Source organism: Oerskovia sp. USHLN155 (assembly GCF_037145535.1).
GTDB lineage: Bacteria > Actinomycetota > Actinomycetes > Actinomycetales > Cellulomonadaceae > Oerskovia > Oerskovia rustica.
The window spans coordinates 133606-153174 of record NZ_JBBCXG010000002.1; the positions used below are offsets into that span (position 1 = coordinate 133606).

22 protein-coding genes and 2 tRNA genes are annotated in these 19569 nt (G+C 72.1%); 12 read left to right on the forward strand and 12 right to left on the reverse strand.

The features are described 5' to 3' along the window. Window positions 1-142: 142 nt before the first annotated feature. The 3 genes from WFH32_RS03520 to WFH32_RS03530 are packed head-to-tail and all read right to left on the reverse strand — an operon-like array spanning window position 143 to window position 1518. Entirely contained in the window at window positions 143-658 is a 516-nt protein-coding gene (locus WFH32_RS03520) for a DUF488 domain-containing protein (protein WP_336706249.1), read from the reverse strand. Window positions 659-710: 52 nt separating this feature from the next. Then, complete coding sequence (locus WFH32_RS03525; protein WP_191795421.1) at window positions 711-1118, reverse strand: ImmA/IrrE family metallo-endopeptidase; 408 nt, start codon at window positions 1116-1118, stop codon at window positions 711-713. 10 nt (window positions 1119-1128) lie between these two features. After that, window positions 1129-1518 (reverse strand): helix-turn-helix domain-containing protein, encoded by a 390-nt coding sequence (locus WFH32_RS03530; protein WP_191795420.1) that lies wholly within the window; start codon window positions 1516-1518, stop codon window positions 1129-1131. A 96-nt stretch (window positions 1519-1614) separates the two neighbouring features. Here WFH32_RS03530 and WFH32_RS03535 point away from each other — a divergent pair, with 96 nt between their 5' ends. The 7 genes from WFH32_RS03535 to WFH32_RS03560 all read left to right on the forward strand — a co-directional run bounded on the left by WFH32_RS03535 (window position 1615) and on the right by WFH32_RS03560 (window position 4803). After that, window positions 1615-1851: a hypothetical protein gene (locus WFH32_RS03535; protein WP_191795419.1), complete on the forward strand. Its 237-nt coding sequence runs from the start codon at window positions 1615-1617 to the stop codon at window positions 1849-1851. Between the two features lie 62 nt (window positions 1852-1913). After that, window positions 1914-2198 (forward strand): hypothetical protein, encoded by a 285-nt coding sequence (locus WFH32_RS03540; protein WP_336706250.1) that lies wholly within the window; start codon window positions 1914-1916, stop codon window positions 2196-2198. Continuing rightward, window positions 2195-2755: a WhiB family transcriptional regulator gene (locus tag WFH32_RS19265; RefSeq protein WP_442946297.1), complete on the forward strand. Its 561-nt coding sequence runs from the start codon at window positions 2195-2197 to the stop codon at window positions 2753-2755. The genes WFH32_RS03540 and WFH32_RS19265 overlap by 4 nt, the downstream gene beginning before the upstream one ends. Beyond that, window positions 2655-2957: a hypothetical protein gene (locus WFH32_RS03545; RefSeq protein ID WP_191795416.1), complete on the forward strand. Its 303-nt coding sequence runs from the start codon at window positions 2655-2657 to the stop codon at window positions 2955-2957. Before WFH32_RS19265 ends, WFH32_RS03545 begins: the two co-directional genes overlap by 101 nt. Before the next feature lie 303 nt (window positions 2958-3260). Then, a complete protein-coding gene (locus tag WFH32_RS03550) occupies window positions 3261-3575 on the forward strand; it encodes a hypothetical protein (RefSeq protein ID WP_191795415.1) in 315 nt (104 codons plus the stop codon). Window positions 3576-3661: 86 nt separating this feature from the next. Continuing rightward, a complete protein-coding gene (locus WFH32_RS03555) occupies window positions 3662-4450 on the forward strand; it encodes a peptidoglycan recognition protein family protein (protein WP_191795414.1) in 789 nt (262 codons plus the stop codon). Then, window positions 4450-4803, forward strand: coding sequence for a hypothetical protein (locus WFH32_RS03560; RefSeq protein WP_336706251.1), 354 nt, complete (start codon window positions 4450-4452; stop codon window positions 4801-4803). Before WFH32_RS03555 ends, WFH32_RS03560 begins: the two co-directional genes overlap by 1 nt. Window positions 4804-5102: 299 nt before the next feature. On the opposite strand, the gene WFH32_RS03565 is transcribed toward WFH32_RS03560, so the two are convergent. Next, window positions 5103-5176 (reverse strand) — tRNA-Ile (locus WFH32_RS03565). A gap of 63 nt (window positions 5177-5239) precedes the next feature. Here WFH32_RS03565 and WFH32_RS03570 point away from each other — a divergent pair. Both WFH32_RS03570 and WFH32_RS03575 read left to right on the forward strand, forming a co-directional pair. Further along, the gene (locus WFH32_RS03570; RefSeq protein ID WP_191795412.1) at window positions 5240-5746 is read left to right on the forward strand and encodes a hypothetical protein; all 507 of its coding nucleotides are present in this window, start codon (window positions 5240-5242) and stop codon (window positions 5744-5746) included. 54 nt (window positions 5747-5800) lie between these two features. Further along, window positions 5801-5873 (forward strand) — tRNA-Asn (locus WFH32_RS03575). Between the two features lie 102 nt (window positions 5874-5975). Here the strand turns inward: WFH32_RS03575 and WFH32_RS03580 are convergent. From WFH32_RS03580 to WFH32_RS03590, 3 genes are all read right to left on the reverse strand, one after another. After that, complete coding sequence (locus WFH32_RS03580) at window positions 5976-6359, reverse strand: hypothetical protein (RefSeq protein ID WP_191795406.1); 384 nt, start codon at window positions 6357-6359, stop codon at window positions 5976-5978. A gap of 233 nt (window positions 6360-6592) precedes the next feature. Further along, window positions 6593-8530, reverse strand: coding sequence for a DNA primase (gene dnaG, locus WFH32_RS03585; RefSeq protein WP_336706252.1), 1938 nt, complete (start codon window positions 8528-8530; stop codon window positions 6593-6595). 79 nt (window positions 8531-8609) lie between these two features. Continuing rightward, window positions 8610-9491 (reverse strand): AraC family transcriptional regulator, encoded by an 882-nt coding sequence (locus tag WFH32_RS03590; RefSeq protein WP_191795405.1) that lies wholly within the window; start codon window positions 9489-9491, stop codon window positions 8610-8612. An 82-nt stretch (window positions 9492-9573) separates the two neighbouring features. On the opposite strand from WFH32_RS03590, the gene WFH32_RS03595 reads away from it, so the two are divergent. The 3 genes from WFH32_RS03595 to WFH32_RS03605 all read left to right on the forward strand — a co-directional run bounded on the left by WFH32_RS03595 (window position 9574) and on the right by WFH32_RS03605 (window position 12147). Next, complete coding sequence (locus WFH32_RS03595; RefSeq protein ID WP_336706253.1) at window positions 9574-10035, forward strand: VOC family protein; 462 nt, start codon at window positions 9574-9576, stop codon at window positions 10033-10035. A gap of 61 nt (window positions 10036-10096) precedes the next feature. After that, a complete protein-coding gene (locus tag WFH32_RS03600) occupies window positions 10097-10945 on the forward strand; it encodes a helix-turn-helix domain-containing protein (protein WP_191795403.1) in 849 nt (282 codons plus the stop codon). Between the two features lie 143 nt (window positions 10946-11088). Further along, a complete protein-coding gene (locus tag WFH32_RS03605) occupies window positions 11089-12147 on the forward strand; it encodes an iron-siderophore ABC transporter substrate-binding protein (RefSeq protein WP_336706254.1) in 1059 nt (352 codons plus the stop codon). An 86-nt stretch (window positions 12148-12233) separates the two neighbouring features. Here WFH32_RS03605 and WFH32_RS03610 read toward each other — a convergent pair whose 3' ends face one another. The 5 genes from WFH32_RS03610 to WFH32_RS03630 all read right to left on the reverse strand — a co-directional run bounded on the left by WFH32_RS03610 (window position 12234) and on the right by WFH32_RS03630 (window position 19409). Further along, a complete protein-coding gene (locus WFH32_RS03610) occupies window positions 12234-13499 on the reverse strand; it encodes a deoxyguanosinetriphosphate triphosphohydrolase (protein ID WP_336706364.1) in 1266 nt (421 codons plus the stop codon). A 74-nt stretch (window positions 13500-13573) separates the two neighbouring features. Beyond that, window positions 13574-15406, reverse strand: coding sequence for a glycoside hydrolase family 13 protein (locus WFH32_RS03615; RefSeq protein WP_336706365.1), 1833 nt, complete (start codon window positions 15404-15406; stop codon window positions 13574-13576). A gap of 63 nt (window positions 15407-15469) precedes the next feature. Then, window positions 15470-16402: a sugar ABC transporter permease gene (locus WFH32_RS03620; protein ID WP_191795401.1), complete on the reverse strand. Its 933-nt coding sequence runs from the start codon at window positions 16400-16402 to the stop codon at window positions 15470-15472. A gap of 1 nt (window position 16403) precedes the next feature. Next, window positions 16404-18056, reverse strand: coding sequence for an ABC transporter permease subunit (locus WFH32_RS03625; protein ID WP_191795400.1), 1653 nt, complete (start codon window positions 18054-18056; stop codon window positions 16404-16406). 132 nt (window positions 18057-18188) lie between these two features. Next, window positions 18189-19409, reverse strand: coding sequence for a sugar ABC transporter substrate-binding protein (locus WFH32_RS03630; RefSeq protein ID WP_191795399.1), 1221 nt, complete (start codon window positions 19407-19409; stop codon window positions 18189-18191). Window positions 19410-19569: the final 160 nt, after the last annotated feature.

Here is a 19569-nt window from a genome sequence, read left to right on the forward strand (position 1 = left end):
CCGCTCGCTCGCCGAACGGGACGATCCGGGCCTCCGGGAAGTATGGGACGTTTCGTGACCCGTCGGCCGCTGGTGGGGCCCTGGAGCCGCTCAGGCGAGGCAGCAGGGGCTGGTCGCCGGTGCTGGTGGTGCCGGTGCCCCGTCAGGCCCCCGTCACCAGGTAGTCGCGCAGCACGACCGCCTGGTTGTCCTGCTCGTCCTTGGCGCCGTACAGCAGGGTCACGACCGGGTGCTCGGCGGCGATCGCCCGCAGGTCGTCGACCGCCGGGTTCTGGTCGAGCTCGGCGCGGTAGCGCGTGACGAACTCGTCGAACAGCGCGTGGTCGTGGTGGAACCAGGTGCGCAGCGCGGTCGACGGCGCTACCTCCTTGAGCCACACGTCCACCTGAGCACGTTCCTTGCTCAACCCCCGCGGCCAGAGCCGGTCGACCAGGACGCGGCAGCCGTCGTCGGGCGTGGGGTCCGCGTAGACGCGGCGGATCTGCAGCACCATGCCTCCCATGGAACGCCCGGCGAGGTGGCGGCGCGCGGCGAGCCCTCGGCGGGAGCCGCCGCGACGACCACGGACGTCGAGCACGTGCTTCGCGCCGTCGCCCGTCACCTGCACCCGGGCTGCGGACTCGGCGGCATCCCTGCTGCCGTGCGGTCGGCGCACCATCGATGCGAGGCCGACCGCACGCCGTCGGCTGCGACGATCAGACGGGGACCTGTCAGCCGAACGCCACGAAGCCACGCGGGACGCGGTGCGCATTCGCACGCCAGGCACGCCGCCAGGCGTGGATCATCCGGGCAGGGACGCCCAGCTCACGCGCGATCAGGGTGACGTCAGGCCCGTACATGCGCTCCGCCTGGGCATACTCCCTGGGGCCGAAGAGCAGGTTCGCGGCGTACTCGTCGGCCTGCCACTCCTGCCTCGACTCACGAGCCCCGACCATGTGGACGTGGCGGTGGACGTGATGACCGCACTCGTGCGCGAGAGCAACCCTCTGCAGCAGATGCGAACGGCTCTCGTTGATCACCACGACGCCGTCCTCTCGGATGTGAGCATGCCTGGCCCCGAGGTCGTCGAAGAGCACCTCGAGACCCAGCGACTCCGCGTGCTCGATCAGGTCGTACATGTCCACGCTCCTACGGTTGCTCCTCGTGGCTCTCCATCTCGGCCACCAGGTCCTCTCCGTCGTAGTCCTCCATCGCCGCGATGACTCGCGGTTCGGCGACCGTAGTACCACCTGCCGCAGGCCGCGAGGGGAACGCGTGCACGGTCGCCTCGAGCGCCGGCCGGTCCCTCTCGGCTCGCGCGAGGATCACCTCGGCACGCTCGAGGATCTCGTGAGGGTGGATGTCGAAGGCTTCGGCGAGCTGCGCCACCTGAACGACCTTGATCTCGCGCTCCGCCTGGAGGACGCGCATGAGCGAGCGCTCCGGGATCCCCGCCCTGGCGGCGAGCTCGCGAACGGTCAGCCCACTGATCGCCCGCTCCGCCGCGATGGCACGGGCAGTTGCCTCGTTGATGTCCATACGGGCAGCGTACCTGTTCGATCAGGCAGCGCCAGTGCCAGGAACACGGTCACGCCCATCTTGCACACTGCCCAGACGGGCAGTATGGTTGCCACTATGGACAGCAACCACTACACCTCAGCAGTGGCCGCCAACATCGAAACGGCTCGACAGGAGACCGGACTGACGACGCTCTCGCTCTCCGCGTCGTCGGGCATCCCCCTCGTCTCGCTCGACCGCAAGCTCCACCAGCACGGCGACTTCACGGTCCGCGAGATCAAGGCGCTCGCCAGCGCGCTCGGCACCACCACGCTCGCACTCTCCACCGTCCAGGACCTCACGACCTCCGCCTGAACAGACCCCCAACACCCCCGCTCCGAGGTACGCCACGGACGAAGAGACCAGGAGCCTTCGCCATGCCCATCTCCCTCACGGGCTGGGAACGGCGCATCCGGACGTTCGCCGGCGACCACGGCATCGACCTGGGGCGCAGCAAGACCCAACGGCTCGCGCTCAGGATCCAGCGACGCGCCGAGCAGATGCAGCACGTCGACCCCGACGACCTTCTCCGCTCGGTCCTCGGCTACCGCGACCCGACGGGCGAGACGGCCGTCCGGAACGCGCTGCGCGACCAGGCGCACGACGCGGGTCTCCACCAGCTCGACCCACCACGCGGCCACGACACCGAGGAGGACCGATGACCGACCTGCGCGCCACGTCGCTCACCCGAACCACCGGACGGCTCTCGACCCGCGAGCCCGCCGAGTGGCGCCTGGACGCGACCTGCCGAGGCTGGGACCACGCCCTGCGGGGCGACCCGTGGCACCCGGCCTCGGAGCACCCGACCGCCTACGACGAGGCCCGCCGAATCTGTGGCACCTGCCGTGTCGCCACCCCCTGTCTCGACGAAGCCCTCGCGGCGGAGTCCCGCAGCCCCGGCGCCCTGCGGTTCGGGATGTACGGCGGCAGGACACCGAGCGAGCGCGCGAGCCCCAGCCTGCCAGGCGGCGATGCCGGACCAGCAACTCCGGTCACGGCGAGGAGCGGACAGGTCCGTCGGCAGCATGCCCGACCGCACCGGCCGGTGCGCCCCGTCCCCGCCCGCACGGGTCGCCACGGCCACCCGCCCACCCCGCTCGACGAACAGGAGCCCCGCCGTGACCGGACCAGACCCCTACCTCGACGCTCGTCGCCTCTCCTTCCTGTCCAACGCCGTCCCGGTGATCGCCGGGCACCTCGGCATCGTGCTCGACCGTGACGGCAACGGTGCCGCCGTCCCCGAGGGCGCGACGCTCGTCGAGGGCGTCGCGGCCCTGATGTACGCCCGTCACACCACGGACCCCCTCGGGCACTGGGACGACCTCGGCCCCCTGCGCCGCGCCGCCTGGATCACCACGGCCGAGGCCGTCGTGAGACTCGTCGCACCTGTCGAGGCCGAGGCCGAGGGAACCGGGCCGTGATCGTTCCGTGGCGGTCGGTGCCCGCGGCCTCGACGGCCCGGTCGGCCCCGCCACCCGACGGGCGCCGACCCCGGGCCGACGTCGTCGGGCATGCTCGCGAGCACCCGTGTCTCGACCGTCCGAAGAGCACGCCTGCGTGCTCCTGCCGCGACGAGACCTCGACCTGGCGCCACGGCGACCGTCGTCCGGATCCTCAGGACCGGCGACGGGGCTCGCCCCCACCTGTCCTGCACCCGACCCGCCGAGGAGGTACGTCATGCGGTGGAGCTGTACGCCCTGCGAGGCGATCGGCACCGATCGACCATGAACGCTCCCGAGCACCGGTCGGCCGATTCCGCCCCGGTGACCCTCGCCCGTCTCGAAGGCAAGATCGACGCTGCGCTCGCCGCGCAGACGGCGCGACTCGAGGAGCACGCGCGCCGCCTGGACGCCACCGACCGGATCACCGCCGCCCACTCCGTGAGCATCGGCGACCTCGAGAGGAACGCGGCGGCCGGGACCAGGGCCGGAACGTCCGGCTGGACCGTCGCCTCGGTCGTCGTCTCCTCGATCGTCGGGCTCGGGTCGCTCCTCGCGGTCCTGGTCACGCTCGTGCGCGCCCTACCGGGCGCGCCCTGACCTGCCCGGCTCCCCTGCACCTGTCCGTCCCACCCGTCGGCCCCGCACGCGATCGTGTCGGGGCCTTCGTCATGCAAGGAGGAAACATGCCCGTCTACCCAGGTGCTGTCCAGCGCCTGATCCCGCACGCGAACACGGAGAACGTTCGCGCGACCGTCCGCAACCGCATCAACTTCCACACGGCCGTCAGCGACGCGTCGTCCCTGTATCCCTACTTCTCCCAGCCCGGAAACCCCTGCTCGCACTTCTACGTCGCCGAGAACGGCACGGTCGAGCAGTACATCGACACCGCCTTCTTCTCGGCCGCCGACTATCAGGGCAACGACGCGACCATCTCGATCGAGTCGTGGGACGGGCACGGACGCGTCTGGACCACCGGCCAACCACCTGCGTGGACTGCCGCCCAGGTCGCCGCCCTCAAGGCCTTGTCCACCTGGATCACCCACACCCATCGGACGATCCCTCTCCGGCTGGCCACCGACTCCCGGGTCGGCGAGAGCTCCCGTGGTCTGTCCTGGCACCGGCTGGGTGTGGAGTCCTCTCCCCCGTTCCGCCCCGGCTACCGGGTCGACGGCGGCCAGTACTACTCGACCAGCGTCGGCAAGACCTGCCCCGGCGACGCACGCATCGCACAGATTCCCGGCATCCTCGCCGCGATCCCCCCCGTCCCGATCCAGCTTCCCGTCCAGGAGGACAAAATGGTTGTGATTCTCAACAAGGCCACCAACGCGGCGATCATCGTCTCCGGCGCCCGCTCGGCACCGATCATCGGCTGGGACCAGTACGTCGCGCTCTCCCAGACGCTGCCCACCGTGCAGGTCTCGGCGGCGCAGTACGCCGCGGTCGTGGCGGCCTTCCCGCTCACGACGGCGTGATGGGCACGCCCCCGATCGCCGAACGCGTCCCCGGCTACCTGCGGACCTACGTGCCGGTCCTGTGGGGCGCGGTCGTGGCCGTCGTCCTGCGCGGGCTGCTCCCGCACCTGCCCGGCGACGTCGGGACCGCTCTCGGGGACTGGCTCTCGTCCGAGGCGACGCTCGCGCTGGTCACCACCGCCGCGATCGCCGCCTGGTACGCCCTGTGGCGGTGGGCCGAGCCCCACATCCCGGACTGGCTCACGCGGCTCGTCCTCGGCTCCGCGCAGACCCCGTTCTACGGCGGTCGACACCGGGCTGCCGCGAGCACCGGGTACGCGTCGGTGACCGCCGAGGCGCGGCACCAGGCCTGACCCTCGGGCACCGGTCCGTCCGGGTTCGGCATGCGCAAGCATCCGACCACCGGCGAGTGCACGATGCAGCAAGGCACTCACGTCGGGGCGCCGTCCGGCGCGCCGATCTGGGCCGCCAGCACAGGGACGGCCGTCCTCGACGGCCTCGCGGCCCGCCTGGACGCCTGACCCGTACGTCTCGCGCGACCGAGCCCCGCCCTCTTCGGAGGGCGGGGCTCTTTCGCGTCTCGTCGCCGCAGCCCGGCTGCACGGGTGGCCCCGGTCGGGGCCCCTGTCGGGTTGCCCAGCACCAGGACGAGTAGGGCAGGTGGGGCTTGAACCCACGACCGGCGGATTATGAGTCCGATGCTCTGACCGACTGAGCTACTGCCCCTCGGCGGACAAGCGTACCGGCAGGCGGGCGCCGGACGGGCGCGCGGGCAGTACCGTGTCTGGCATGGCTCTGTTCGCCCGTAGCTCTCTGCCCGACGACGCCCGCAGGTCCCTGCGTCTCGCCCCGAAGGACGCGGTGCTCGCTTCCGCGCAGCTCGTCGGCGGCTCGTGGGCGGTCGCGACCCGCACCGTCCTGGCCACGACGGGGGACGCCGCGACGTCTCGCCCGTGGTGCGACGTGGACAAGGCGGGCTATGACCCGGCCACCGCGTCGATCACGGTCGAGTGGGTCGACGGCGCCGCTCCCCTGGTCCTGCACCTCGCCGACGCCAAGCGCACCGCCCTGGCCCAGACGGTCCGTGAACGGGTGCAGTCGTCGGTGGTCCTCGCGGAGGTCGTGACACTCGGTGGCGGGCGCACGGCCAAGGTCGCCGTACGCCGTGACAGCGACGGCTCGCTCTTCTCCCAGGTCGTCGCCGAGGCAGGCGTGGACCTGGACGACGCCCGGACGCGGGCTGTGATCGACGCCGCGGAGGACCGGGTCCGATCGATGTCCGGACTACCCCTCTGATGCTGATAGAGTTTTCTCCGGTCGCCCAACCGGTGAAGATCGGTGGGTGAGCGGTCCCGCGTAGCTCAGCTGGCAGAGCATCCGACTGTTAATCGGACGGTCGTAGGTTCAAGTCCTACCGCGGGAGCAGGACACGAGGCCCCTGGCCTGCGGAGACGCAGACCAGGGGCCTTTTGCATCTCACCTGGACCGGGGAGCCCAGACCGGTCGTCCTACAGCGATGTGACGCTCATCGCACGGCGCCGGACGCGTGCTCGAGACCGGTCGGGCGCGCCTCGGGGCCTGCCGCTCCAGGAGTGGACGGCTCGACCCGTCGGGGCATGATCGCGACGCGGAACGCGAGGTAACGGTCCATGTTGGCGACGGCACGGTAGGCACCCAGCAGGAAGGCCACCGCCCCGAACAGGGCCCCGAGCCCGCTGGCGGCGGCGAGCACGGCGGCCGCGACCGCGGCGGCCGGGTTCGTGGCGTAGAACGTGGCGTAGTCGGTTCCGCCCAGCCCGACGGCGAGGGACGCGCCGAACAGGACCTGGGCGGCGGCAAGCGCTGCGAGCCCCGCGACGATCAGGGCGGCACTTCGGTCGATGACAGGCACAGCGACGGCACGGGACATGGTTGATCTCCTCGGATGAGCTGACGGTGCGGGATCTCCCGCGTGGTGCCGGCCGGCGGACACCATCCTGGTCCGGGTTCGGCGCCCCACGTCGGTCGTCCACAGCCCCGACCTCACGTCCCGGTCGCACGACGAGGCTGACGTGCGCCGACGCCGCGCGGGCACCGTACGACAGGCGTCACCGTCGGCGACCAGGTGCGTCACCGTCGGCGACCTCGCGTGCCCTCAGGTCCTCAGACCCGCTCGCGCAGCTCCCGGCGCTCCTTCTCGACCGACAGCAGCTCGGCGAACGCCGCACCGTAGGCGTCGGGGTCGGCGGCCGGGTCGAGGCGCTGCAGGCGGCTCTTGGCGTCCGCGACGCGTCGCGTGAGGCCCAGGTCCACGAACGCCTTGATCACGCCCTGGACGTACCCCTGGATGACGTTCTCGCGGTCCTCGGGCAGCGGCGCGACCGCGAGCTGGTTGACGATGCCCCGCACGGTCTCGGGGGCCTGCTCGATCACGTGCTCGACCCACTGCCCGGCGGGGTGCGCGGCGGCGCCCGCCATGCCCCCGGCAGCCCGGATCGCGTCGTGCACGGCCCGCCAGGCCGGCGTCGCGAACGCGGTCTCGGAGAACGCGTCGAACTCCTCGGCCGGCACGTACTGCGGGTACTGGAGCGCGACGACGAGCGCCTGCCGCTCGAGGCGCGCCACGGGGTCGCGCGGGTCGGGCTGCGCGAAGACGGGGCCCGACGGCGCCGCGGAGGCTGCGTCGTCGGGCCCGGGGGGTGCCGGGCGCACCGGGGCCGGGAGCGTCTGCAGGACCCCGGCCTTGCCCGCCGCCGCGACCGCACGCCGCACCGACTCCGAGTCCATCCCGATCCAGCCCGCGAGCATGCGCGCGTACTCGGGCCGCAGGGCCGTGTCGCGGATGCCCGCGACGACCGGCGCCGCGGCGCGCAGCGCGGCCACGCGCCCCTCGGCGGTGTCGAGGTCGAACGTGGCGAGCGTGGTGCGGATGACGAACTCGAACAGGGGCTGTCGCCCGTCCACGAGCGCCCGCACGCCCTCGGGGCCGCGCGCCATGCGCAGCTCGCACGGGTCCATGCCGCCGGGCTCGACCGCGACGAACGTCTGGGCGTAGAAGCGCTGGTCCTCGCCGAACGCGCGGACGGCGGCCTTCTGACCGGCGGCGTCGCCGTCGAACGTGAAGACGACCTCTCCCCCGAGCGACGCGCCCGACGCGAGCTGGAGCCCGCCGCCCGCGGTCGTGTCCCCCAGGAGGCGGCGCACGATGCGCGCGTGGTCGGTGCCGAACGCCGTGCCGCACGTCGCGACGGCCGTCGTGACGCCCGACAGGTGCGCGGCCATGACGTCGGTGTACCCCTCGACGACCACGACGCGCTTGTTCTTGGCGATCTCGCGCTTGGCGAGGTCGATCCCGTAGAGCACCTGGGACTTCTTGTAGAGCGTGGTCTCCGGGGTGTTGAGGTACTTGGGGCCCTGGTCCTCGTCGAAGAGCTTGCGCGCACCGAACCCGATGGTCTCGCCGGTGACGTCACGGATGGGCCACACGAGGCGGCCGCGGAAGCGGTCGTAGATGCCGCGCTGGCCCTGGCTCATGAGGCCCGACGCGATCAGCTCCGCCTCGGTGAAGCCACGCCCGCGCAGGTGCCGCAGGAGCGAGTCCCAGCCCGTCGGCGCGAACCCGACGCCGAAGCGCTCGGCGTCCGAGCGGTCGAAGCTGCGCTCGGCCAGGAACGTGCGCGCGACCGTGGCGCCGGGTGCGAAGAGCTGCTCGGAGAAGTACTGCGAAGCCACGCGGTGAGCCTCGAGCAGGCGCTGGCGCTTACCGGGCTCCTCGGTCCTGCGCGGGCCGCCGCCCTCCTCGTACCGCAGCTGGACGCCCACGCGGTCCGCGAGGTACTCGACGGCCTCGGTGAAGGTCATGCCGTCGATCTTCTGCACGAAGGAGATGACGTCGCCGCCCTCGTTGCAGCCGAAGCAGTGCCAGCGCCCCACCTGGGGGCGGACGTGGAAGGACGGGGAGCGCTCGTCGTGGAAGGGGCACAGCCCCTTGAGCGACCCGACGCCGGCGGGCTTGAGGGTCACGTGCGAGGACACGATCTCGTCGATCCTCGCGCGTTCGCGCACCGCGTCGACGTCCTCGCGTCGGATCAGACCTGCCACGTACCCGAGTGTAGGTGCCGCCGCCCACGTGTCACGCCGGGTCCGCGCCCGAGGCGGCACAGGCCGCCCCTCGACCCGCTCAGGAGGACGCGAGCTGCAGCAGCCGGGCCCGCGATTCCGCGCACCGGCGGGCGTACGCGCCCGGGGTGTGACCGGTCACGGAGACGAAGTCCACAGCGAGGTGCGCCTGGTCGTAGTAGCCGACGTCGACCGCGAGCGCCGCGAGGTCCTGCCCGGGGTCGGTGGCCAGGCGCTCGGCGGCCAGGTGGACGCGGTGACGTTGCAGGACCCACTTGGGCCCGACGCCGACGCGCTCGCCGAGGAGGCGCTGGAGGCTGCGCGTGCTGGTGCCCGCGACGCCCGCGAGGTCGGCGACGCGGGCGTGCGGGCCGAGCTCGCCCGACGTCACGGCGTCCAGCACGCGGGAGACCTGGGCCAGCGCGCGGTCGGGCGTGAGCCGGTCGCGCAGGAGGTCCGCGAGGACGCCGACCGCGGCCTCGTCCTGGCCGCGGTCGGCGAGCGCGAGGGCGCGCTCCCCCGCCTCGTCCGCCCCCGGCCCCAGGACGTCCGACGCAGGCAGGGACGTCCCGCGCGGCACGGCCAGCGCCCCGGGGCGCAGCTTCGCGGCGACGACGACGCCGGTCCCGAGCAGCGTGCGGTCGAACAGCCCGTCGGGGATGCCGTGGGCCGCGAACCCGCTCGGCTCCGCGACGAGGTTGACGCACGGGTGCGGGATCACGGTCTGGGTGAACGACTCCCCGACCGGGAGGTCCCAGCGCACGAGCCAGAACCAGTCGACGCGGTCCGCGAGGTCGGCCGGGGCGGGCAGTCGCTCGAGCGCGAACGCCCGGCGCGCGGCCGCCGGGTCCACCACGCCGTACGTGGTGGACGGGACGCCGGGAGCGCCCGGGCCACCGGGGCTGCTCGGGGCGCCGGCGGCGCCCGCGGGTTCGTGTCGCATTCCTCCAAGACTGCCACCGCGCACCGACACGACGATGGAACGGAGGCACCACGACCCGGCAGCACCGACCCCTGGAGGAACCATGGACATGTCAGCCCTGCACCCGAACCTGGCCGTCGCCGACGCGCGCGCCGCGATCGACTTCTACACCGCGGCGTTCGGCGCCGAGGTCGACGACGTCATCACGGCCGGCGACGTGATCGTCCACTCCGACCTGCGCCTGCCCACGACGTCCGGGTTCTCGACGTTCACGGTCGCCCAGGAGTTCCCGGGCGCGGGGTCGGTGGCGCCGGATCCCGAGGGCCCGACCCCCGTGTCGTTCACCGTGCCCGTCCCGGACACCGACGCCGCGTACGCCCGAGCGATCGCCGCGGGCGCGACGAGCACGTCGGAGCCCGCGGACTGGTTCGAGGGCTTCCGGCAGGCCTCGGTGCGGTGCCCGTTCGGGCACCGGTGGTACTTCACGACGGTCGCCGACTCGGTCACGCCCGAGGACGTGCAGCGCGCGAGCGACGCCTGGATGAGCGAGCAGCCGGCCGGCTGAGCCGGTCGCCCGGGCCGGCCGATCAGCCGGCCGGGCGGGCACGGGCGGTAACGTCCTGCCCATGACGATCGACGAGCACCCCGGGAGCATCCGCCTCTGGGGTGCTCCGTCGTCCCCCGACGAGCCGTGGGTCGAGTACCGGGCCCCCGAGGGCCGTCTCGTCGCGGACCCCTGGAGCCTCGCGACCATCGTGTTCGAGCCCGGGCACGCCCGTGAGTGGCCGGGCGAGGTGCACCACGAGCACGAGCTCGTGTGGTGCGAGGGCGGTCCGCTCGACGTCGAGACCCAGGGGCGCCGGTGGCTGGTCCCGCCGACGCTCGGCATCTGGCTGCCCGCCCGCACCCCGCACAAGGTCCGGGCGGATCCCGACGTGACGGTCTACGCCACGTACCTCAACCCGGACCAGGCCGTCCCCCGGTGGGACAGCGTGGTCGGCGTGCCCGTCACTCCCCTGCTGCGTGAGCTGCTCCTGCACGGCCGCACGGCCGTCATGCCCGACGCGAGCCGCCACAACCTCCAGGCGCTCGCGGTCGAGCAGATCGTGCCGCTGCCCGCCGCGAGCATCGAGCTGCGCATGCCGCGCGACGTGGACCTCCGCCATGTCGCGGACCGTCTGCTCGCGACCCCGGGGGACGGGCGCTCGCTCGACGCCTGGGCGTCGGAGATCGGCACGAGCCCCCGCACGTTCATGCGCCGGTTCGTCGAGGAGACGGGGCTGTCGTTCGCGCAGTGGCGCATCCTCGCGCGCACGGGCGCGGCTCTCGTGCTGCTCGCCGAGGGTCGCCCGGTCCGCGAGGTCGCCCGCGAGGTCGGGTACTCGAGCCCGAGCACGTTCGTCACGGTCTTCCGCCGCACCACGGGCATGTCGCCTGCCGCGTACGCGCGCCTGCTCGGAGCGCCCGGCCACTGACCTTGGCGGGAAATCGGTCATCGCTGGCAGGATTTCTCGATCCCGCCCGGGTTAGCCTCACCTTCGTCCCGCCAACTAAGGCTAGGCTCATCTAACTAGCGGGCGTCGAGTCGCACTGCGAGACGCCCGACGGAGGACCCTTCATGACCCCGACCACCACCCGCCGTCGCACCGCTCCCCGGCGCCGTCTCCTGGGCGCCGTCGCCGCGCTCACGACCCTGGCCGCGCTCGCGGCCTGCTCGACGGGAGGGACCGACGGCTCGACGCCGGCCCCCGCGGGCGGAGCCGACGTCGCCACGACGAACCTCGCCGAGGCCGACGCGTTCCCGGTCGAGATCGAGCACACATACGGCTCGACGACGATCGACGCCGAGCCCCAGCGCGTCGTGACGATCGGCTGGAGCAGCCAGGACGCGGTCGTCGCGTTCGGCAAGGTGCCCGTGGGCATCGAGAGGTTCACGGGCCCCGGCATCGAGGACGACATCCTCCCCTGGCTGACCGAGACCTTCCAGGGAGCCACGCCCGAGCTGCTCACGAGCAACCCCGACGTCCCGTTCGAGCAGATCGCGGCCCTGCGCCCCGACGTGATCATCGCCGTCTACTCGGGCATCACCGACACGGCCTATGAGCGCCTCTCCGAGATCGCCCCGACCGTCGCGTTCCCGGGCTCCGCGTGGGAGACGTCGTGGCAGGACCAGACCACGATGATCGGGGCCGCCCTGGGGCAGCCCGCCAAGGCCGACGAGCTCGTCGAAGGCGTCGGGACGAAGGTCGCCGAGACGGCCGCAGCCCACCCCGGGCTCCAGGGCAAGACCATCACGTACGCGATGAACGGCGAGGGCGGCCTCATCGTCTTCTGCCCCTCTGACCCGCGCATCGAGCTGCTGACCCAGATCGGGCTCGTGCCGTCCCCGGGCACCCTCACGGTCTGCGGCGCCGAGGACGCGTCGTCGGTCTCGGTCAGCTCCGAGCTCATCCCGACGCTCGACGCCGACGCGTTCATCCTCATCGACGTCGACGAGACGGTCTACGACACCCTCATGGGCAACCCGCTCTTCGCGGCGCTGCCCTCGGTCGTCGACGACCGCGTGATCCGCGTCGTCGGCATGGACTACGCCATGGCGACGTCCGCGCCGACCGTCCTGAGCATCCCCTACGCGCTCGACGAGTTCGTCGCCCAGCTCACGGCCACCCTCGGCTGAGCACGTCGGGCCTGCCCTCACCGGACTCCCACGAACGCGGCGACCGCCCAGCCCCCACCAGGGGCCGGGCCGTCGCCGCGTCGAGGTCAGCGCGGCCCGGAGACCCACCGCTCGTGGAGCTGGTAGGCGCTCACATCGGTGAGCGACGCGACCTGGTCGACGACGACCCGGAGGCGAGCGGCGTCGTCGGGCGCCTCGACCCAGTCCGCCGCGAACGGCGCCTCGAGCGCACCAGGAGCCTTGTCGATGAAGACCCCGACGAGGTCCGCCAGGACCTGCCGCTGCTGGTGGTGCAGCGGCTCCTGCTCGCGCGGGGCCATGACGTACGCGACCGCCATGCCCTTGAGCGCGAGGATCTCCGCGGACGTCGTCTCCGGGACGACCAGCCGCGCCGAGTAGCGCGTGAGCGGACCGTCACCGTACTCCTCGCGCGTCGCGGCCTGCGCCGACCCGCTGAAGCGCCCGATGAGCTGGCTCGTCGAGTCCTTGAGGGCTGCGAGCGCCCGACGCGACCCGTCGAACCCGCGCATCAGGTGGCCGGTGGCCTCGAGCCGGGAGATCGCTGCGTCGAGCTCGTCCGCGCTGTACGCGTCGCCGTACCAGGCGCGGACCGCGGCCACGACGCGCGCCCGCTCGTCGCGGTCCGCGAGGACCGCGAGGTCGAGCTTGCCGCCCACGATCGCGTCCTCGACGTCGTGCACCGAGTAGGAGATGTCGTCGGCCAGGTCCATGACCTGGGCCTCCATGCACTTGACGTGCTCAGGGGCGCCCTCGCGCAGCCACGCGTAGACGGGAACGTCGTCGGGGTAGACGCCGAACTTGTGCGTCGTGGACCCGTCGGCGCGCAGCGGCCCCTCGCCCCGGCGCCACGGGTACTTGACGCTCGCGTCGAGGCTCGCACGGGTCAGGTTGAGCCCCACGGGCGTGCCGTCGGCTGCGAAGACCTTGGGCTCGAGGCGCGTCAGGAGACGCAGCGTCTGGGCGTTGCCCTCGAAGCCGCCGTGGTCCGCCATGATCTCCGCGAGCGCCCGCTCGCCGTTGTGCCCGAACGGCGGGTGGCCCAGGTCGTGGGCCAGGCACGCGGTGTCGACGACGTCCGGGTCGCACCCGAGCGCGCGCCCCATCTCCCGGCCCACCTGCGCGACCTCGAGGCTGTGCGTCAGGCGCGTGCGCACGAAGTCGTCGGAGCCCGGCCCGAGGACCTGGGTCTTGGCGCCGAGGCGCCGCAGGGCCGAGGAGTGGACCACGCGCGCCCGGTCCCGTTCGAAGGGAGTGCGGGCCTTGCTCTTGGGCGGCTCGGGGACCCACCGCTCGACGTCGTCGGCCGAGTATCCGAGGGCACTTCCTGGCATCGTGTGGGGCACGGGTCCCACCCTATCGACGCGGCGGGTCGCCGTGGTGCGCCGCCCCCCGCACGCGAACCGGCTCAGGCCAGCCGCCACACCCCGACGCCCGGGCCGTCGCCCGCCACGTCGAGCCCGTCGGGCGTCACGCGCAGGCCCAGGTCGCCGTACAGCCGCTCGGCGTCGGCGCCCGTGAGCAGGTGCCGCGGCAGGCGCGCCCCGTCCCACGCGTCCCGCGCCACGACGACGAGCACGCGCTCGTCGAGCGTCTCGCGCAGGTACGCCACGGCGTCGTCGTCGACCACGAGCCAGCGCAGTCCGCCCTCGCGCAGCGCCCGGCTCCCCCGGCGCAGCGCGACGAGCCGCCGGTAGACCTCGAACGTGTCGCCGTCCCAGCGCTCGGGGCGGTCCCACGGCATGGGCACGCGCGCGTGCTCGCCGTTGGTGCCCGTGAGCCCCACCTCGTCGCCCGCGAACATCACGGGCGTGCCGGGGTAGGTCAGCAGGAGCGTCGCGGCGACCTCGACCATCTCGGCCGAGCCCACGATCGAGCGCAGGCGCGGGGTGTCGTGCGACCCGAGCATGTTCCACTGTCGCGACGTGACCGACCACGGCAGCACGGCGTCGAAGTCGCGCATCGTCTCGACCATGCTGCGCCCGCCGCGGCGCGGTGTCGTCACGGGCAGCCCGAGGAACGGGACGGTCGAGTCGTGCGGCGCGAGCCACGTCCAGATCGGGCGCGTGAACGCCGAGTAGTTCATGTTGGCGTGCCAGCCGTCGCCCGCGAGGTCGAGCGAGGCGTCGTGGAAGTGCTCGCTCACCAGGACCGCGTCGGGGTTGATCGCGGCCATGGTCGCGCGGATCCGCCGCGCGATCTCGAGCGTGCGGTCCTCGTCCGCGTAGCGGCCCGTCATGTTCGCGACGTCGATGCGCCACCCGTCGAGCGCGAAGGGCTCGCCCAGGTAGCGCCCGACGACGGAGCCCGGCCCGTCGATCATCCTCGCCCCGAGCGTGGGCGAGCCGTAGTTGAGCTTGGGCAGCGACGCGTGCTCGAGCCAGCCCACGTACCCGGGCTCGCCCGGCGTCCAGTAGAACCAGTCGCGCTCGGCGCTCGCCTCGTCGGCGTGCGCGCGCTCGAACCACTCGTGGCCCGCGCCCGTGTGGTTGGTCGTCAGGTCGCCGAGCAGCCGCATGCCGCGCGCGTGCACGGCCCGCGAGAGCGACGCGTACGCCTCGTCGCCGCCCAGCAGCGGGTCGACGTGGTCGAACGTGCTCGCGTCGTAGCGGTGGTTGGAGCGTCCCGGGAAGACCGGGGTGAGGTAGACCGTCCCGACGCCGAGCGCCTGGAGGTGGTCCAGGTGCTCCTCGATCCCTCGCAGGTCGCCGCCGTAGTACTGCGTCCCGACGCCGGGCCCGGCCGCGAGCGGCTCGTCGTCCCAGCCGGCGGGCTGCGCCCAGTCCGGGACCGGCCGTGAGTCCGCCTCTGCCGAGCGGGCGAACCGGTCCGGGAACACCTGGTAGACGACGCCGTCGCCCATCCAGGACGGTGCGGGCGGGTGCACGGTCAGGCGGAAGTCCGCGGCATCCGGCACGTCCCGGTCGAAGACCCCGCGCCCGTTGAGCCACCGGTACCCTCCCGGGACGTCCAGGAAGAACCGGTAGCTCGTGACCGGGTTGTGGACCAGGACGTCGGCCACGTACCAGGACTCGTGCTCGTCCTGCCGGTCGAGCCGCGCCTCCGTCAGGCGCGGCTCGCCGTCGCGCACGGTCCGCAGCCACACGGCCCGGACCTGCGCGTCGGCACCGCCGGGCACCCGTGGCACGCGCACCCGGACCGGGACCACGTCCCCCAGGGCGGGCGTGCCGCCGGGGACGTGGACCTCGGAGCCGTCGTGGTGGGCGGCCAGGGTGACCACCTCGCGAGGCGAGCCGGCCCTCCCGGCAGACGTGGCGTCGTCGGGCCTGGTGGTGCTCACGGGTCAGCCCTTGACCGAGCCGGCCGTCAGGCCGCCCACGATGTACTTCTGCAGGTAGAGGAACAGCGCCAGCACCGGGAGCGTCGAGATGACCGCGCCTGCGGTGAACAGGCCCCAGTTCGCCTCGCGCAGCGACGAGACCCACCCGTACAGGCCGACCGCGAGCGTCCAGTTGGCCTCCGAGGTCAGGACGATGCGGGCGATCATGAACTCGCCGTACGTGCTGATGAAGGACAGCAGCGCCACGACGGCCAGGATCGGCGCCACGAGGCGCAGGATGATCGTCCAGTAGATCTGGGCGTGCGTCGCGCCGTCGAGCTTCGCGGCCTCGTCGAGCTCGCGCGGGACCGTGTTGAAGAACCCGTACATGAGGAACGTGTTCACGCCCAGCGCGCCACCGAGGTACACGCAGATCAGCGCCAGCTTGCTGTCCAGGCCGAGGGCAGGGACCACGTCGCCGAGGCTCAGGAGCAGCAGGAAGATCGCGATGAACGCGAGCATCTGCGGGAACATCTGGATGATCAGCAGCGAGGTCAGGCCCGTGCGGCGACCCGTGAAGCGGAACCGCGAGAACGCGTACGCCGCAGCGGCGCCCATGAGCACGGTGCCGACCGACGTCGCGACCGCGATCACGAGCGTGTTGAGCATCCACGTCCAGAACAGCGAGTCGCCGAGCTCCGCGTAGTTCACCGAGCTCACGTCGGCGAAGAGCGAGTTGGAGCCCGTGAGGGTGCCGTTCTCCGACAGCGACGCCGACAGGACGTAGACCAGCGGGAACGCCGAGAACACGACCGCGACGACGCCCACGAGGTGACGCCAGCCGAGCTCGCTGAACCAGCGGCCGGGCTTCATGCGCGTGCGGCCCTCGGGACCGGACGCGCCGCCGGAGGACGAGCCCGCCGAACCGACGGGAGCGGAGACAGAGGTGGTCGCCATGTCAGTTGATCTCCTCGAACTTGCGGGTGCTCCGGAAGGCCAGGGCAGAGATGGTGCCGACAATCACGAAGATGACGATCGACAGCGCGCTCGCGAGCCCGAAGTTCTTCGGAGCCGACCCGTCGACCCCGGAGATCTGGTAGACCATCGAGATCAGGATGTCGGTGTGCCCCAGCGGGACCGAGGCGTCCCCGAACCGTGGACCACCCCCGGTGAGCATGTAGATGAGCGTGAAGTTGTTGAAGTTGAACGCGAACGACGAGATCAGCAGCGGCGCCGTCGAGATGAGCAGCAGCGGCAGCGTGACCGAGCGCCACGTGCGCCAGCGACCCGCGCCGTCGATCTTCGCGGCCTCCATGACGTCCGACGGCAGCGACTGCAGGGCGCCCGTGCAGATCAGGAACATGTAGGGGAAGCCCAGCCACAGGTTCACGAAGAGCACCGAGAGCTTCGCGAGCACCGGGTCCGTGAGCCACGGGATCTCCGCCCCGCCCAGCAGGACCTCGTTGACGAAGCCGAACCGTGTGTTGAGCAGACCTGACCACAGCAGCGCCGCGAGGAAGCCCGGGATCGCGTACGGCAGGATCATGAGCACGCGGTAGATCTTGCGACCGCGCATGCGCACGTCGTTGAACGTGATCGCGAGGAACAGGCCCAGCAGGAACGTGGTCGCCACGGACCCGATCGCGAAGACGAACGTCCACGCCAGGATCTTGACGAAGGGCTGCGCGTAGCGCCCGTCGGAGAAGGCCGTGACGAAGTTGTCGAACCCGACCGCCACCCGCCACCCGACGGCGAGCGTCGTGCCGTCCGCGGCCTCGAACTGGCCGTCGTCGTTGGGGGTGTAGACGGTCCCGGTCGTCGTGTCCGTCATGGTGTCGGCCGCGTCGTCGTACTCGAGCGTCGAGGTGTAGACGAACCCGGTCATGGCGTCCGGGGTGCGGATCGACCCGTCCTCCGGGTCGTCGGACACGGGGACGCGGAGGTTCGTGACCTCCTCCTGGCGCTGGAGCACCTGGCCGCGCTCGAGGACCGTGTACCCGGGGACCTCGGTCGCGCGACCGGCCTCGACCGTCGCGTCGTCGACCACGGTCAGGGGCTGCTCGGCCGAGCCGACCTCGACGTCGCCGTCGGGCGTGACGATCGCGAAGGCGAGCGTGCCGCCGTCCTCGACGACCGTGAGCGGGGCCGACTCGGACCCCTCGACGCGGCGCTCGTTCTGGACGAGCAGGGCCTCGATCGCCTGCTCCTTGGTCGAGTTGTGCCCCGTGCCGTAGTTGGTGAAGGCGATGTAGCCCGTGTAGGCCACCACGAAGATCTGGTAGGCCAGCAGGAAGATCAGGCCCGGCAGGATGTACTTGAGCGGCAGCGCGCGCTTGGAGAAGTAGACCCAGTTGGCCGCGACCAGCATGGCCGCCGACGCGGCGAGGATGCCGTACGACTCGGCCGTCCACGCGGACCAGACCACGTACACGCCCAGCGCGTCGATGACGGCCATGAGGGCGAGCTTGGCGAAGAACCCGGGGCTGTAGTTCCGGGCGTGCGACCCGTCGCGGTCCCGGCGCGGGCGTTCCCTGCGCGGCCCCTCGGGCGGCCCGGAGTCCTCCGGAGCGCCGACGGCGGTGTCGGTGGGCGTGATCTGTGGGGCGGACATCGAGCCTCCGTAGTCGTGCGACACGGGTACCGGCCCGCGTCATGGGGCTGGCGCAGCGCCGCTCGTGCGGGCTGCGCCGACGACCCGCGGCCGCGGCGCCCGGTGGGGCGCCACGGCCAGGGTGTCAGGTGATCAGGAACCGATCGCTGCCTGGATGTCGGCGATCATCTTGTCCCAGGTGGTGATCGGGTCGGCGCCGCCGACGATCGCTGCCTCGGTCACGCCCCAGAAGCTCCACACGGAAGCCATCTCGGGGATCGAGGGCATGGGCAGGGCGTCGGCACCGACGGCACGGAAGCCGGCGATGATCGGGTCCTCCGCGGCGGCCTTGTCGGCCGAGACGGTCAGTGCCGGCGAACGGTTGCCCGCCTTGTACAGGGCCGTCTGGGCCTCCTCGGTCGAGAGGAAGTTGACGAGGAAGTCGTTGGCGACGAGCGCGTTCTTGCTCTGGTTGCTCAGGTAGAACCCCTGGACGCCCACGAACGGCTGAGCGGTCTGGCCACCGGCGCTGGGGATCGGGTCGATCGCGAGGTTCAGGCCCTCGAAGGACTCGATCATCCACGGGCCGCCGACGATGAAGGGCGACTCGCCGTTCTTGAAGGCCTCGACCGCGATGTCGTACGTCGTGTCCTGGCTGAGCGTGCCGGCTGCGCCCTGCGCGCCGAGCCACGTCGCGAAGGCCTGGCCCTCGGGGCCGCCCATCGCGAGCTCGGAGCTGTAGGAGCCGTCCTCGTTCTGCGCGAACACGGGAGCGCCGAACGACGTCTGGAACGGGTAGTGCGTGTAGGGGTCACCCTTGGCGCCGTCCGACTGGACGAGGATCGGGAACTTGGTCCCGGCCGCCTGGCCGGCGGCGACGGCCTCGTCCCACGTGGCGGGGGCGGTCGCGGCGAGCGCGGTGTTGCGGATCAGGGCGATGTTCTCGGTCGCGTAGGGCAGGCCGTAGACCTGGCCGTCCTGCGTGAAGGCCTCGATCGAGACCTTCTCGAACTCGGCGGCCTTGTCGCCGAGCTCGAGCGGTGCGACGACACCGTTGGTCGTGAACTCGCCGAGCCAGTCGTGCGCGCCGACCGTGATGTCGGGGCCCTTGCCCGTCGGGACCTGCGCGAGGAAGTCCGCGCGGATGTCGTCGAAGTTCTTGAGGACGACCTCGACCTTGGTGCCGGTCTCGGTCTCGAAGGCCTTCGCAGCGTCCGTGACCGCGGCCTGGCGGGTCTCGTCGACCCAGACCGTCAGCGCACCGGTCGTGTCTTCGGCCCCCGTGGTGGGGTCGTCTCCGCTACCGCCGCCGGAGCAGGCTGTGAGCGCCAGCGTGGTGCCGAGCGCTGCGGCAAGAAGGATGCTCCGTCGCATCTGAGTCACTCCCAAGCAATCGAGATGTCAGCCAAGGGTGGCGAACCTGCCCTCCTCGGCCCTGATGGGGACGACCGTACGACGCCGGGTAGCCATGATGCAAGCGCTTGCGGTAACTTTCATGCAACGCATTGCACATCACGATGAAACAGCTCATCGC